Origin of the sequence: Jezberella montanilacus (genome assembly GCF_003003055.1) — a bacterium.
GTDB classification, from domain to species: domain Bacteria; phylum Pseudomonadota; class Gammaproteobacteria; order Burkholderiales; family Burkholderiaceae_B; genus Zwartia; species Zwartia montanilacus.
In genome coordinates this window covers 131031-146325 of the sequence record NZ_PVTV01000014.1, presented here as the reverse complement: position 1 = coordinate 146325, position 15295 = coordinate 131031, and the positions used below count along the sequence as shown (strand labels likewise).

Genomic DNA, 15295 nt, shown 5'->3' with positions numbered 1-15295 from the left:
GACAAAAATGGATGCGACATCCTTGGCTCGTCATACCTGTAAAGTTTTTGTGACAGCAATAGCTTTGATTTTTCTGAGTGATGCGGTGTTGGCGCAAGCACAAAGTCCAGCATCAACCCAGACACAAACGCAAAAATCGAACACTGCGTGGCCGACTAAGCCTGTTAAATTCATTGTCGGCTATGCGGCAGGATCGGCAACAGACAGCACGGTTCGCTTTATTGGTGAGATGATGCAGCGTTATACGGGCCAGTCAGTTATCGTTGAAAATCGGCCCGGCGTAGACGGCAACATAGCCGCTGAAGCTGTCGCGAGATCCCCAGCGGACGGCTACACCGCTTTGGTATCGGGCAATTCAACGCATTCAACGAATGTGCATTTGTATAGGAAATTGAGCTTCGATCCAGAGAAAGATTTTGCGCCAGTAGCGACGTTTGCTCGAGTCCCTTATGTATTGCTTGCGAATCCTGAGAAGATTCCCGCGAAATCGTTAAAGGAGTTTGTCGCATTTGCAAAAGCTAACCCCGGCAAACTCAGTTATGGCAGTGCTGCCGTGGCAAGCCGAGTCACGATTGAACAACTTAAATCTCAGGCTGGGTTTGACGCGGTCAATGTGAATTACAAAGCGAGCCCTCAGGCGATGACAGATTTGTTAGGTGGTCAGATTGACTTCTACGTCGCAGATATTGTGACTGGGATGGCGCAGGTGCGTGCTGGTAAGGTCGTGCCCTTAGGTGTCACCGTTATTAATCGAGTATCGACCGCAGCTGAAGTTCCCACCATCGCTGAACAAGGCTATGACGGCTACGACTTCTTTTCCTGGCTGGCAGTCTGGCTGCCAGCAGGTTCTCCATCAGAAGCAGTCTCTGGTATGAACGCATTGATCAATAAGGCGATGCAGTCCGAGGAAGGTCAGCAATACATAGCGACGCGAGGCTTACTGGATTTCGTTGGCACACCCGATGATCTTCATGTGCTGCAACAGCGCGATACTGAGCGTTGGGGTAAAGTAATTAAAGCTGCGGGCATGGAGACACATTAAAAAAATGAGTGATCAGCAAAATGTAGGTCAAAAAAAACAGGCAACTGGGCCTTTGCGAGCTTTGCGAGTGCTGGATCTATCTAGGGTTCTTGCCGCACCTTGGTGTACGCAACTTCTGGGTGATCTTGGCGCTGATGTTATTAAGATAGAGCGTGTTGGTCCAGGGGATGAATCCAGACAATGGGGACCACCTTGGGTGCCTGACGCAAACGGGGTACCGACGCGCGAATCTTCGTATTTTCAATCGGCCAACCGAAACAAACGTTCGATGGCGGTTGATCTGTCTAAGCCCGCGGGACAAGTACTGATTCGTCAACTCGCGCTGCAAGCTGATATTTGCATCGAGAACTACAAGGTCGGTGATTTAGCTCGTTATGGTCTGGATTATGCCTCCTTGTCGGCTTTGAACGAGCGTCTGATCTATTGCTCGGTGACGGGTTTTGGTCAGGATGGACCTTTTGCTAAACGACCTGGTTACGATTATTTGTTTCAAGGTCTCAGCGGTTTGATGAGCGTCACGGGTGAGCGTGATGATTTGCCTGGTGGCGGACCTCAGCGTGCGGGTGTTCCGCTCATCGATTTGTTTACCGGGATGTATGCCTCGGTGTCTATCTTGGCAGCCTTGCATCATCGCGATGAGACAGGCAAAGGTCAGTACATCGATTTGTCATTACTTGCTGTGTCGATGGCCTTGAGCTCTGGGCAATTGTCCAACTACATGAATACGGGCAAGATCCCTCAGCGCACCGGTAACGCATCGCCTGCCATCACACCCTACGGTGTGTTCCCTTGTGCAGATGGTGACATCATTATCGCCAGTGCGAATCAGGGTCAGTTCTCAGCTTTGTCTAAAGCGCTGGGTCACCCAGAGTGGGCAACCGATCCTCGATTTGTTGATAATCCGGCTCGCATGGTCAATTTGGCCGCTTTGCGAGCGTGTTTTGCAGAAGTCATGTGTAAGCAACCACGAGCACATTGGGAGGAGGTCTTCCTCAAAGCCGGGGTGCCAGCTGGGCCCATCAATGACTATGCACAAGCCATGGCTCACCCCCAAGTGCAGCACCTACAAACTCGGTTCGAGTTGCCGCACGGTCTGGGCAAAGAGGTTCCTTTGATTGCCAACCCGATTCGTTTGTCAGCAAGTCCAGTCAATTATCGCTATGCGCCACCCCTGCTGGGGCAGCACACGGATGAGATCTTGCAGGACTGGTTGGGTTTGGCGGATGACGAAATCGCGGGCTTGAAAGCGAAGGAGGTGATCGCAGGGCGGGATTGATGCTTTGGCGATCAAAAGTCTGAGGTCAATTGGCAAATAGTGTGGTGCGAGTAAAAAGCATAGCTCACATCACCCACAACAAAAAGGCAATCAGTCATGATTGCCTTTTTGTTTACCCATATTAAAACGCTAATTAGTTCTGGTTGGTCTCAACTTGCACCAACGGTTCGCTTGATACGATCACAGCTGGCTTGGGCGCACGTCCAAGTGTCGGTGCCACCGTCGCTTGCAAACTAGCCTGCGCTTGCGCAACACGATCCTGATTGCTTTCGACCCAGGTTAACCCAGCGGCTTGCACAATAGCGTGCAGAGTTGCTTTGTCTACAACAGGTGCAGGGGCTGGCATAACCAACGGTACTGGCGTCGTAACAACTGGCGCAGCCGCAACAGGCGATTCGACCACAGCTACCGTAACAACTGGTTCAGCGATAACAGGCTTTGTCATCACTTGCTGCAGACTGGTCAAGACTGGCTCGTCCACTACGACAGCGACTGGCGCAGCCGCTGCAATGGATGCAGTCTCAGCTGGTGCTGCCACGGTGGCTTCAGTTTCTTGTGATGTCGCGTCAGCGACCACAGCCTGCACGGCTTGTGCAGTCACTGGTGTGATTGAAACAGAAGAGGGTACCGAGAACGCCATTGAGTCTTGCGATGGCTGAGCATGATGTGTTGCGACAACGTGACTTTCGCTACCTGAGGCAACCGACGATCCCGAGCTTGAATGATCAAAATCATCAACATCTTGATCGTGATCGGCTGGTTGCTCCTCTGAACCCTGAGCCGTTTGTCCCTCTTCATTGGGACGACGACCACGACGGCTGCGACGACGACGGCGTTTACGTTCTGGATCGCTCTGTTCACCTGCTTGAGCATCATCACGCAATGAGTCTAGTTCGTCCGAGTTGGTGTCAGCGTGGGTGTTAGTGAAGTCATCGGACTGAGCTGCCTGAGCTGGATTCAGTCCTTGCAATTTTTCTTCATCCGCACCGCTGCGTGCCAGATCTTGGCCGTCTTCACGACGGTTACGGCCACGACCGCGACGGTTTCGGTTATTGCGGGAACCTTGCTCTTCGCTTTGCTCGCCGTTGTTGGCTGCAGGGGCACGTTGAGCTGCGCTGGCACGATCGTCATCACGAGCTTGCTTTTGCTGGGGCCGGCGGTTGTTCTCTGTTGAAGCCTCCTCACCATTAACGTTGCTGCGATTCTCAGCTCTCGGTTCGTTATTGCGACGACCACGTTGATTTCGACCGTTGCCACGGCGTTGATCGCCGCCTTCCCGTCTGGGTCGGTCGCGTGTATCGGTAGGCGCAGGTGCTACAACTGGGTTCACGTCAGTTGAACTTGCTCCGGTCAACCATCCCATCAGACGCTTGAAGAAACCAGGGGCTTCGGTTTTCGCCTGTTCAGCCGCAGCTTTTACCGCACGCGGTGACGGTGTTGATACGGGTGCTGGCTTGGCAGGGGTAATCCCCTTAACCAACGCTTCGGGTTTGGTGGCAACTTCTTGCTCTTTTGGTGCCCAGCTCATGTCTGTTGAAGGCGCATCCACCAGATCGAAACTGGTCTTCACGTCTTCCAGACGCGGATCATCGTGGCGCAGACGCTCAATGTGATGATGCGGGGTTTCAAGGTGACGGTTGGGGATCAGGATCAGGTTCACTTTAAGGCGTGACTCGATCTTGGTGATGTCGCTGCGTTTCTCGTTGAGCAGGAAGGTCGCGACATCGACAGGCACCTGAGCATGAACCGCTGCGGTGTTTTCTTTCATGGCCTCTTCCTGCAACAGACGCAGGACTTGCAAGGCACTTGATTCAGCATCGCGGATCACGCCGGTGCCGTTACAACGAGGGCAGGTGATGTGAGAGCCTTCGTTCAGAGCAGGGCGCAGGCGCTGGCGTGAGAGCTCCATGAGACCAAAGCGCGAGATCTTGCCCATTTGCACGCGTGCCCGATCAAAATGCAGGGCATCACGCAGACGGTTTTCGACCGAGCGCTGATTCTTGGTGTCTTCCATGTCGATGAAATCGATCACGATCAGACCACCCAAGTCACGTAAACGTAACTGGCGGGCTACTTCATCTGCAGCTTCTTGATTGGTGCGCAGTGCAGTTTCTTCAATGTCGGCACCACGCGTAGCGCGAGCAGAATTGACGTCCACTGCAACGAGCGCCTCTGTATGATCGATCACAATTGAGCCGCCTGAGGGCAGGTCTACCGTGCGCGAGTAGGCCGTCTCAATCTGATGTTCGATCTGAAAACGAGAGAAGAGGGGGACATCATCCTGATATCGCTTCACGCGGGAGACGTTGTCAGGCATGACCACGCTCATGAAAGCACTCGCTTGGTCCGCAATGTCGTCTGTATCAATGAGGATTTCACCAATATCAGGCGAGAAATAATCACGAATCGCGCGGATGACCAGGCTGGATTCAAGATAAATCAGGATCGGGCCTGCATTTTCTTTAGCCGCCCCATCTATCGCTGTCCACAGTTGCATCAGATAGGACAGATCCCACTGCAACTCTTCAACCGAGCGACCAATACCAGCCGTCCGTGCAATGATGCTCATCCCTTGGGGAATATTGAGCTGATCCATGTTTTCACGGAGTTCTTGACGATCTTCACCTTCTACCCGACGTGAGACACCGCCACCACGTGGATTGTTCGGCATCAGAACTAAATAACGTCCCGCCAGAGAAATAAAAGTCGTCAGAGCCGCGCCTTTGTTACCGCGCTCTTCTTTTTCGACTTGGACGATAATCTCTTGACCCTCTTTCAGCGCATCCTGAATCCGGGCGGTGCGAACATCTACACCCTCTTTAAAATAGGATCGTGCGACTTCTTTGAAGGGCAGAAAGCCATGGCGCTCTTCACCATAGTTCACGAAGCAGGCTTCCAGACCGGGTTCGATGCGGGTAATGACTGCTTTGTAGATGTTGCCTTTGCGCTGTTCGCGGCCGGCGGTTTCAATGTCGAGGTCGATGAGCTTTTGGCCATCAACGATCGCAACGCGCAGTTCTTCCTGGTGCGTTGCATTAAACAACATGCGTTTCATTTGTGGTTTCTCCGTTTCTATTGGCAAATCGCAAAGGCGACAAGCCACCACGGGAAACCAGGGGCGAAGCACTCAAACGAACAAGACAGGCCTCGCGCCATAGACAGGCGCGCAAGGTTTTAGGTCGGTCAGACCAGCACAGTGCGCACAGAGGCGCTCGGTTCATTCAGCAGAAAGGTCAGAATCACAATAGTGGGTGACAGTATTAAATAAATGCTGAGAACAACAGGCGAAAAAATCACAACCACCTGGTGCAGGGATACGACGGTGTCTTGCTGAAAAAGGATCAGCAACCAGTTACCCGAGGGACAAAAAAGCAAACGGTACAATGTCGTTCGCGATCCAGACGGAGACGCGACATATAAGTCTGCATCTCTACGCCGGAGGGCTTTCTTATCCCTTAAAGGCCTCCCGATTATATGCCGCTTTTCGTAATGCGCAAAGAAAACATGGTTTTACCGAAAAAACCTCATGCTGAGCACGAAAAAACGCCTGTTGTTCGTCTTGTCGAGGTGACCGTCGAGCATGAAGGCCAGCGGCTGGATAATTTTCTGCTCAGGTTGTGCAAGGGTGTGCCCAAAAGTCACATTTATAAGGCGGTGAGAGGTGGCGAGGTTCGCATCAATAAAGGGCGAGTTTCACCAGACGTAAAACTCAAACTCGGGGATATGGTTCGTGTGCCACCGATGCGCCTGCCGACCCCTAATCAGACACAGCATGTTCCGGCAGCTGAGTTTCCAGTGGTTTTTGAGGATGAAGGCCTGCTGGTGATCGATAAGCCCGCTGGCGTGGCCGTGCATGGTGGCAGCGGCGTCTCGTTCGGAGTCATTGAGCAGCTGCGTATGGCTCGCCCGGACGCGAAGTTTCTGGAACTCGCCCATCGCTTGGACAGGGATACCTCTGGATTGTTACTGATCGCAAAGAAACGCAACGCCTTACTTGGCTTGCACGAAATGTTTAGGGAAGGTTTAGGGCACAAGCATTACTTTGCCCTCGTTGAAGGCGACTGGGTTAATGATAGGCAGCACATTAAGTTAAACCTGGCTAAATGGACAACCCAGTCGGGTGAGCGCAGGGTTAAAGTTGATCCGCAAGGGCAAGCATCCCACACTATCGTGTCTAAAGTTAAACGCTTTGGCGAATTCAGCCTGGTCGATGCGGAGCTGCGCACCGGACGAACGCATCAGATTCGAGTACATCTGGCCGCGAGTGGCTTCCCCATTGTGGGGGACGACAAGTATGGTCAAGATGACACAAAAGATCGCTTTCGTCTGCTAGGATTCAATAGAATGTTCTTGCATGCCCACCGGTTGGATATGCCGCACCCAATCACGAAAGACCCGCTAATATTGACGGCACCCCTACCCAGTGCGTGCGAGCTAATCCTCGCAACACTTGAACAGCGAGCCGGCAAATAAACCAGTTAGTTGCTTAACCAATGAAACCTTATTCAGTTGTTGTGTTCGATTGGGACGGAACCCTCATGGATTCGACTCACGGTATCGCAGTCGCGATCCAAAGTGCCTGTCGAGATCTTGAATTGCCTGTTCCTACGCTTGCTGAGGCGGCTTGGGTCATTGGCTTGTCGCTTGAACCCGCGCTGCGTAAAGCAGTCCCACAGCTGACCAAAAGTCTCGAGCCCTTGTTTCTTGAGCGCTACCGCCACCATTATTTAGCCAAAGACCAGGCATTAAAACTGTTTGACGGGGCAATCGAAATGCTCGACGCCTTGAGAGCTCAGGACGTCACGCTGGCTGTCGCGACGGGTAAAAGTCGGGTTGGCTTGAACCGAGCGCTGGCAACGACTGCCTTGCATGACAAGTTCGCAGCGACCCGGTGTGCTGATGAAACCTTCGGCAAGCCTCATCCGGGCATGTTGCTTGAACTGATGGATGAACTCATGGTCACACCAGATCAGGTAGTGATGGTGGGGGATACTTCGCACGACCTGCAGATGGCCGCTAACGCGGGCATCCACGGGGTTGGCGTAACGTATGGTGCGCACCCACCAGAATCGTTACAAACGCAGCCGCACGCGGCCATGGTGTCAGATATTTCAGCGTTACAAGCTTGGCTATTAGCGAGAACAGGGCCACAATCTATTTAATGCGGTCAAACTAAGCGTCCAACCAGTCCGACGCAAAAGGGGATCAGAATGTCTGTATATCGTTACCCAAAAGTATCAAGCAAAGAAATCACCCCAGAATCCGTCTGGCAATCGCGTCGTGACTGGATGAAAACAGCTGGGCTGACCGCTGCCACCCTGGGATTGACGGGCTTGTCGACAGACTTGTTTGCCGCTGCGCCCAAACCGTTAGATAAGTTGAGCGCGACACCAAATACCAGATTTCTGGTCATGGAGACCCCAACCCCTGAGAAAGACGTTGTTTCGTATAACAATTATTACGAGTTCGGTTTGGATAAAGGCGATCCAGTTCAACACGCTCATACCTTGCAAACCACTCCCTGGAAGCTCACAATTGAGGGTGAGGTCGCACAACCCAAAACGTTTGATATCGAGGACTTGCGTAAACTCGCACCCCTTGAAGAACGCATCTATCGCATGCGTTGTGTCGAGGGCTGGTCCATGGTCATACCGTGGATTGGTTATTCATTATCTGAGTTGCTCAAGCAAGTCCAACCAACAGGTAACGCAAAATACGTCGAGTTCATCACGGCGCTGCAACCAGACAATATGCCAGGGGTAAATTCGCGCGTGATCCAGTGGCCTTACAACGAAGGTCTTCGGATGGACGAAGCCATGCATCCTCTGACGCTGTTGACGCTTGGGCTGTATGGCAAAGTCTTGCCAAACCAGAATGGTGCCCCGGTGCGTGCCGTGGTGCCTTGGAAATACGGTTTCAAATCCGCCAAATCCATCGTCAAGATCCGTTTAGTCGAGAAGATGCCCGTCTCTAGCTGGATGAAGGCGGCAGCTGGTGAATATGGGTTTTATGCGAATGTGAATCCAGATGTCTCGCATCCGCGCTGGAGCCAAGCGACCGAGAGACGGATTGGTGAAGATGGCTTATTTAGTAAACGCAGAAAAACGCTGATGTTCAATGGTTACCAGACCGAAGTTGCCTCGCTGTATCAAGGCATGGATCTCGCAAAGAACTACTGATATGTCGCTATCTGCCAAGCAGGTCGGCCGTCTAAAGCCCATCTTGTTTTTACTTGGTTTGTTGCCAATTGTTCGCTGGGTCTGGTTGGGCATTAACGATGACCTGACCGCAAACCCTGTTGAGTTCTTGACTCGTTCTGCTGGCACATGGACACTCGTCTGTCTGCTCGTCACGCTTTCTATTACACCCGTGCGCCAGGTCTTCCAGCAACCTGCTCTCGTTCGACTCAGACGCATGTGTGGCTTGTTTGCGTTTTTTTACTGTACGTTGCATATGCTGGCCTGGAGCGGGTGGGATCAAGGCTTTGATCTGACCGATATGCTGACTGATATCGCCAAGAGACCTTTCATTCTGGTTGGGATGGTCGCATTTCTCACGATGACCGCGCTGGCGATAACCTCGAATCAGTTTTCAATGAAACGACTGGGCAAACGTTGGCAGCGTCTGCATCAGCTGGTCTACCTGATAGGGTGTCTGGCGATTTTGCATTATTGGTGGCACAAGGCGGGTAAACACAACTTTCAAGAGGTATCGATCTATGCTGGTGTGTTGTTTTTACTGCTGGCCTGGCGCTTTGTTAGGTGGGGTCGTCAAAAATTCAGCCCCGTGCCAGCTGTTGGCAATGCCAACAAACGAGCTGCTGTTTCAGCGTCCGGCAACCCAGACACCTGACTCGGGCGGTAGTGCAGTTGAAACGCATTGATGGCAGCTTTGGTCTGGCCGTCAAGCACGCCCGTTTCAGTTACCCCATAGCCCACTCGTTTGAGTTCTGTCTGAAACCATCGCGCATCAGGGATGCTGCGGGTATTAAATTTTTGCAGATTCTGGTTAGCTTGAGTTTCGTTGAACCAGCGGCCCAGGCCTGCTTCAGCTAATTGCTTCCAGGGAAAAGCAGGCCCTGGATCTAGTTTTCTTGAAGGAGCGACGTCACTGTGCCCAACAATGTTCTCTGGGGTGATCTGATATCGTTTTGCAATGTCTTTGACTAGTTTGATGACCATGTCGATTTGGTCATTCGGGTAGGTCGGTCCAAGCTCGCCTGTCGAGTTTTTAGCCCATCCCGGGTGAACGATCTCGATACCGATCGAATTAGAATTTAGTGCAGACTTGCCATACCAACTGCTTTCCCCAGCGTGCCAGGCACTATACGTCTCAGGCACAAGGCGATAAATGACGGGTGGACTGTCATCAGTCACTAAATAATGGGCGCTGACTTCTTCTTGTGTCAGTGTCAGCTTCGCGATGGGTGTGTTTGACGCCGTGTAGTGCAGAACAATAATTTCGACTCTGCTTTTTTTTGCTTTCGAGGATAATGATTCGTCAATGACCAGACTACCCATCAGCTGGGATGAGGTGGGTGCACAGCCTGCGAGCAATGCAGAGACCAAGGCTAATACCAGCATGCGATTGCATCTGATGCGACGAGACAGAGACTCACGCCCAAGCACTGAGCGGGACATTATTCGCCTGCTAGAAAAAGAAAGAGGGTTGGATGTTTATCAAGATCAGGCGCAGTAGTGGTCTTCCATTGATTGATCGTGAGGGTTCTGACAAACTCATTTGCGGTTGTTAATGAGCGGGCAACGCATAAGCGTGTATTGCCTTTCAGCTGCTCGATTAACGAACCAAACATAGCCTGATTGCGGTACGGCGTTTCAATTAACAGCTGAGTTTGTTTTTGCTTGGCTGATGTTTGTTCCCAGACTTTGATTTGCCGGGCGCGATCCGTTGCATCGACTGGGGCGTAACCGTGAAAAGCGAAACGTTGCCCGTCTAGGCCACTGGCCATCAAGCCAAGCAGGATAGAAGAAGGACCTACCCAGGGCTTGACTCTGACGCCCCATTGATGAGCCAAGGCAACAACCCTGGCGCCCGGGTCTGCCACAGCGGGGCACCCTGCTTCAGAGACGACGCCAATATCAATCCCTTGACGTAAGGGCTGCAACCAGCTTGTCAGCGTTTTATCGTCAACTTTGTGACCCAGTTCATGAATCGTGATCTCTTGTAGCGCTCGGGTTAGCGGGGTTAGCTTTAAAAACGCTCGAGCTGTTTTGGCATTTTCGGCAATGAAGGTGGTCAGCGACGCCGCTTGCGCTTGCGCCGCATTGGGCAACCATTGCGCAATCTCTGCTTCGCCTAAGCCAACGGGAATCAAATGGAGCGTGCCGAAAGTTGAGGTCATAGGTCAAGGTGTGCCTGTTCGAGTGGATCCAGCCCTACGTGCCGCAACATGCTGGTCAAGGTGATGAGCGGGAGCCCAATAATAGCGGTGGGGTCGTTGCTGGTCATGCTTTCCATTAACGCGATACCAAGACATTCTGCTTTCGCCGCACCTGCAGTATCCCAGGGCTCATCGATATCAACGTAGCGTGCGATGGCTTGGGCAGACAAGGGGCGAAACACACAGGTGGTTGGTGTATCGATCGTTTGAATTGAACCCTTGTGAATCACCGTCATGGCGCTATGAAAAACCACAGTTTGACCGGATAGCAGCCGAAGTTGGTCGCGAGCGGCCTGCCTGCTACCTGGTTTACCAATTGGGGTGTCACCTAAACTGGCGACCTGATCTGCACCGATGACAATGGCATTCGGGTGGAGTTGTGCGATGGCAAGCGCTTTTTCTTTGGATAATCTGAGTGCCAGAGCTAACGGGGCTTCGCCCGCTTTGGGTGTCTCGTCAATTTCAGGGCTAATTGATAGAAAAGGAATTTTTAGTCTTTTTAGTAATTCTTGACGGTAGCGGGAACTGGAGCCGAGGATTAACGTGTGGCGAACGTCTGACATGGTGAGTCGCCTTTATTGACGATGTGAGTAAAAACACGTTATTATCTGATGCTTTGCCGCTTTTTGCTCGGATGGCTATATGCACGGTTATCCCCCACATATCGATGCGATTGAATTTGCACGTCGTGAGCAAGAGATTGTTGGCGAGTTTAACGTTCACCGATTTCAGCGATTACTTGAAGGCCTGCCAAGGCAGCCCGACTCTAGCATGGTGCAGTACAAGCTTATTGGTTCAAGAGGCTTGGATGGCAGTCCGCGGTTAAGTTTAAGCGTGCAGGCGAATGTGGTACTCGAATGCCAGCGCTGTTTGGGTGATCTAGGGTTGGATATTGATCATCAGGTCACGCTTGAGCTGGTGCGGCAAGAGTCCGAACTGGATCAGGATGATCTCGAAGATGATGATCCCGACGCACCGGAGAAAATTTTGGGTTCACCCAAGTTTGATGTGGGTGAATTGATAGAAGACGAGTTAATTTTAGAAGTGCCCTATGTCCCTAAGCATGAAGCTTGTACAGTTGATGCAACGGTGAGCGCAGAGGGTTCGGCTGACCCGCCTGAAGCGGCGCAGCGGCCTTCCCCCTTTGCAGTGTTGGGGCAGCTCAAAGCTAAGAGCAAGTAAACATAGTTATTCAGTTTGTTGTGTAGGTTGTATCTAAGCGTGGTTTGTCATTAAGCGGTCTGTCGTACAATTCGCAGATCCACAGGAGTAGTGTCATGGCTGTTCAGCAAAATAAAAAGTCACCGTCTAAGCGCGGTATGCATCGTTCACACGATTTCATCATCAATCCCCCAACGGCGATTGAGCCAAACACTGGCGAGCAGCACCTGCGTCACCATATCAGCCCAAATGGCTTTTACCGTGGTCGCAAGGTTCTGAAGACCAAGGCTGACGAATAAGTCTGGTCTACAGGCCAACGGCCCATGTTGCTCATTTGCGTGAAGCGTTAATCATTCGTGGTGAACGCCATTCGCATCGCTGTTGATTGCATGGGGGGCGATTCGGGATTGCCCGTCACAATTCCCGCTTGTCTGGCGTTCGCCCAGACGCATCCTGATGCGTCTTTACTTCTCGTTGGTTTACCTGATGAGCTAGCGGCAGCTTTGTCTGCAGCCAGAAAATCATTTCCGGATGTGCAACCCTCCAGGTATCAGGTAATCGCCGCATCTGAGGTTGTCCAGATGGATGATCCGGTAGAAGTCGCTTTGCGCCGTAAAAAAGATTCATCCATGCGGGTTGCTGCGCAACTTGTTAAAGACGGTTTGGCCGATGCCTGTGTGTCGGCGGGTAACACCGGTGCCTGGATGGCGATTTCTCGCTATGTCCTTAAAACCCTCGACGGGATAGACCGACCTGCCATCGCCACTTTGCTGCCCAATCAGATTGGCGGTGCGACGATCGTGCTTGACCTCGGGGCCAATGTTGATTGCACGGCTGAACACCTGTTTCAGTTCGCCATCATGGGCATTGCGCTTGCGCAAGCCAACCTAAGTGATCATCGACCCTCCGTTGGTTTGCTCAATATTGGCGAAGAAATTATCAAAGGTAACGATGTCGTCAAGCAAGCAGCTGATTTGTTGCGGGCGAGTAGTTTAAATTTTCACGGTAATGTTGAGGGTAACGATATCTTCAAAGGTACCGTCGACGTAGTCGTCTGTGATGGTTTTGTTGGTAATGTTGTCCTCAAGTCTGCTGAAGGTCTCGCTCGGATGCTCGGCAGCATGATTAAAGAAGAATTCAATCGAAGCTGGTTGACCCGCCTGATGGGTTTGACTGCACTGCCTGTGTTGTCCCGTTTTCGCAAACGAGTAGATAACCGTCAATACAACGGAGCGGCTCTTCTTGGCTTGCGTGGTGTGGTCATCAAGAGTCATGGATCAGCAGATGCTTACGGTTTTAGTTGCGCTCTTGAAAGAGCGCGCAATGCCGTGACCACAGGTTTGTTGGATCGCATCACCGCTTCGATTGGGCAGATGAACCAATCCAGATCGCTGGCTACACAGAGCGCTGCAGGAGACAACACATGACAGCTGCCATGTCTTATTCAAGAATTGTGGGGACAGGTAGCTATTTGCCCCCAAGGTGCGTCACGAACGACGACTTGGCGGCCGAACTGGCTGTCAAAGGTATCGAAACGTCCGATCAGTGGATTGTTGACCGAACGGGTATCCGACAGCGTTACATCGCAGAACGAGGCGCGAAAACAAGCGACTTAGCCCTTCATGCCGCCAAGGCTGCTTTGCTCGATGCTGGGATTGACGCGAGCGAACTTGATCTGATCATCGTTGCGACCTCTACCCCTGACTTTGTCTTTCCAAGCACTGCTTGTTTGGTTCAAGCGGGTCTGGGTAATCGAGGTGCCGCCGCGTTTGATGTGCAGGCAGTCTGCAGCGGTTTTGTTTACGCGCTGACCACTGCTGACAGCTTTATCCGTGCGGGTCGAGCCAGATCCGCTTTAGTCATTGGTGCCGAAGTGTTCTCAAGTATTCTGGACTGGACTGATCGCGGTACTTGCGTCTTATTTGGCGACGGGGCGGGGGCTGTTGTCTTGCGCGCTTCTGATACCCCCGGCATTATTGGCGCCGAGCTACATGCCGACGGCAGTCAAATGGATATTCTCAAAGCGGCTGGTAACGTCTCTCACGGCGAGGTCGTCGGTGACCCATTTTTACGCATGGACGGTCAGGCCGTGTTCAAACAGGCCGTGACTGTACTCGACCGCTCTGCTCGCAGCGTCGTTGAGCAAGCGGGTTTGACGTTAGCCGATGTCGACTGGTTCATTCCTCATCAGGCAAACATCCGGATTCTAAATTTCTTGGCTCGTAAGCTTGAAATTGATAGCGCGAAAGTCGTGGTAACAGTCGATCAACACGCTAACACATCGGCAGCAAGCGTCCCTCTCGCGCTGGACGTGGCCAGGCGGGACGGCAGGGTGCGGCCGGGGCAAGTGCTCTTGTTGCAAGGCGTCGGGGGTGGTTTTACCTGGGGCTCTGTTTTAGTAAAAATGTAGTCTTTGGCGAACCTCGCTTACACTTTCGGATTAACTTCTGAATTTTAAAAATACCGTTATGAAATTTGCCTTCGTATTTCCCGGTCAAGGATCGCAGTCGGTCGGCATGCTCGATGCTTGGGCAGCCTATCCTGAAGTTGCTGGCGTTGTTGCTGAAGCATCAGCAGCGTTAGGTATGGATTTGAGCGCATTGATCGCAACAGGCCCAGCAGAACAACTAAATTTAACGACGAACACCCAACCAGTCATGCTGACTGCAGGCATGGCGACCTACCAAGCCTGGTTAGCAGCTGGTGGGCCCAAAGCCGATGTCATGGCTGGGCACAGTTTGGGCGAATACGCTGCCTTGACGGCTGCTGGTGTGCTGTCACTAAGTGACGCGGTCAGGGTTGTGCGAGTGCGCGCGGATGCGATGCAGGCCGCCGTGCCGGTTGGTACTGGCGCAATGGCTGCGATACTGGGACTTGAGGATCAAGCTGTTCGTGATGCGTGTTTGGCTGCTGCCGAAGGTGAGGTAGTTGAAGCTGTCAATTACAACGCGCCTTTGCAGGTTGTGATTGCTGGTCATTTAACGGCAGTGCAGCGGGCGATGGTGACTGCCAAAGCTGCAGGTGCAAAGCGAGCCTTGCAATTGCCTGTTTCAGCACCTTTTCATTCCAGTTTGTTAAAGCCCGCCGCTGCTGTGTTGCAGCAGGCTTTGGCTAAATTGAGCTTGAAATCCCCGTCGATTCCCGTCATCAATAACGTTGACGTCCAGGCGCCTAGCGACCCAGCGGCAATCGTTGATGCCTTGATCCGTCAAGCTTGGCATCCCGTCCGATGGGTAGAGGTTATTCAGGCCATGAAAGCACGTGGGGTGACGCATATCGTCGAATGCGGGCCAGGTAAAGTGCTTGCTGGGATGATCAAACGCATCGATCCTGACATGCAGGCTTTTGCCGTGACCGATCCCGAGTCAATGCGAACGGCAATTGAAGCCTTGTCCCAAGCCGCCTGATCGCCTTA

General features: G+C 52.4%; 15 protein-coding genes. 11 read left to right on the top strand and 4 right to left on the bottom strand.

All coding sequences use genetic code 11. The features are described 5' to 3' along the window. Positions 1–7 precede the first annotated feature (7 nt). A complete protein-coding gene (locus BCM14_RS10015; RefSeq protein WP_106227889.1) occupies positions 8–1042 on the top strand; it encodes a Bug family tripartite tricarboxylate transporter substrate binding protein in 1035 nt (344 codons plus the stop codon). Positions 1043–1046: 4 nt separating this feature from the next. Next, positions 1047–2318 carry a CaiB/BaiF CoA transferase family protein gene (locus BCM14_RS10010; RefSeq protein ID WP_106227888.1) on the top strand — a complete coding sequence of 424 codons (1272 nt, stop codon included), beginning with the start codon at positions 1047–1049 and terminating at the stop codon, positions 2316–2318. Positions 2319–2451: 133 nt separating this feature from the next. Here BCM14_RS10010 and BCM14_RS10005 read toward each other — a convergent pair whose 3' ends face one another. Further along, positions 2452–5373 (bottom strand): Rne/Rng family ribonuclease, encoded by a 2922-nt coding sequence (locus BCM14_RS10005; RefSeq protein ID WP_106227887.1) that lies wholly within the window; start codon positions 5371–5373, stop codon positions 2452–2454. Between the two features lie 419 nt (positions 5374–5792). On the opposite strand from BCM14_RS10005, the gene BCM14_RS10000 reads away from it, so the two are divergent. From BCM14_RS10000 to msrQ, 4 genes are read left to right on the top strand one after another with little or no spacing between them, the layout of a single operon-like run. Next, positions 5793–6791, top strand: coding sequence for an RluA family pseudouridine synthase (locus tag BCM14_RS10000; protein WP_375318480.1), 999 nt, complete (start codon positions 5793–5795; stop codon positions 6789–6791). Positions 6792–6811: 20 nt separating this feature from the next. Beyond that, positions 6812–7480, top strand: coding sequence for an HAD-IIIA family hydrolase (locus BCM14_RS09995; protein ID WP_106227886.1), 669 nt, complete (start codon positions 6812–6814; stop codon positions 7478–7480). 48 nt (positions 7481–7528) lie between these two features. After that, complete coding sequence (gene msrP, locus BCM14_RS09990) at positions 7529–8497, top strand: protein-methionine-sulfoxide reductase catalytic subunit MsrP (protein WP_106227885.1); 969 nt, start codon at positions 7529–7531, stop codon at positions 8495–8497. A 1-nt stretch (position 8498) separates the two neighbouring features. Then, positions 8499–9170: a protein-methionine-sulfoxide reductase heme-binding subunit MsrQ gene (gene msrQ / locus BCM14_RS09985; protein WP_106227884.1), complete on the top strand. Its 672-nt coding sequence runs from the start codon at positions 8499–8501 to the stop codon at positions 9168–9170. Here msrQ and BCM14_RS09980 read toward each other — a convergent pair. The 3 genes from BCM14_RS09980 to BCM14_RS09970 are packed head-to-tail and all read right to left on the bottom strand — an operon-like array spanning position 9089 to position 11282. Beyond that, positions 9089–9958, bottom strand: coding sequence for an N-acetylmuramoyl-L-alanine amidase (locus BCM14_RS09980; protein ID WP_106227883.1), 870 nt, complete (start codon positions 9956–9958; stop codon positions 9089–9091). The genes msrQ and BCM14_RS09980 overlap by 82 nt on opposite strands. Further along, on the bottom strand, positions 9958–10680 hold the full coding sequence (locus BCM14_RS09975) for an SAM-dependent methyltransferase (RefSeq protein ID WP_106227882.1): 723 nt from the start codon (positions 10678–10680) through the stop codon (positions 9958–9960). The genes BCM14_RS09980 and BCM14_RS09975 overlap by 1 nt, the downstream gene beginning before the upstream one ends. After that, complete coding sequence (locus BCM14_RS09970; RefSeq protein WP_106227881.1) at positions 10677–11282, bottom strand: Maf family nucleotide pyrophosphatase; 606 nt, start codon at positions 11280–11282, stop codon at positions 10677–10679. Before BCM14_RS09970 ends, BCM14_RS09975 begins: the two co-directional genes overlap by 4 nt. A gap of 79 nt (positions 11283–11361) precedes the next feature. On the opposite strand from BCM14_RS09970, the gene BCM14_RS09965 reads away from it, so the two are divergent. The 5 genes from BCM14_RS09965 to fabD all read left to right on the top strand — a co-directional run bounded on the left by BCM14_RS09965 (position 11362) and on the right by fabD (position 15287). Beyond that, complete coding sequence (locus BCM14_RS09965) at positions 11362–11901, top strand: YceD family protein (protein WP_106227880.1); 540 nt, start codon at positions 11362–11364, stop codon at positions 11899–11901. Between the two features lie 95 nt (positions 11902–11996). Beyond that, positions 11997–12179: a 50S ribosomal protein L32 gene (gene rpmF, locus BCM14_RS09960; RefSeq protein ID WP_106227879.1), complete on the top strand. Its 183-nt coding sequence runs from the start codon at positions 11997–11999 to the stop codon at positions 12177–12179. A 90-nt stretch (positions 12180–12269) separates the two neighbouring features. Beyond that, positions 12270–13307 carry a phosphate acyltransferase PlsX gene (gene plsX, locus BCM14_RS09955; protein ID WP_106228015.1) on the top strand — a complete coding sequence of 346 codons (1038 nt, stop codon included), beginning with the start codon at positions 12270–12272 and terminating at the stop codon, positions 13305–13307. Next, positions 13304–14290: a beta-ketoacyl-ACP synthase III gene (locus BCM14_RS09950; protein WP_106227878.1), complete on the top strand. Its 987-nt coding sequence runs from the start codon at positions 13304–13306 to the stop codon at positions 14288–14290. The genes plsX and BCM14_RS09950 overlap by 4 nt, the downstream gene beginning before the upstream one ends. Before the next feature lie 58 nt (positions 14291–14348). Further along, entirely contained in the window at positions 14349–15287 is a 939-nt protein-coding gene (gene fabD / locus BCM14_RS09945; RefSeq protein WP_106227877.1) for an ACP S-malonyltransferase, read from the top strand. The last annotated feature ends 8 nt before the right edge of the window (positions 15288–15295 follow it).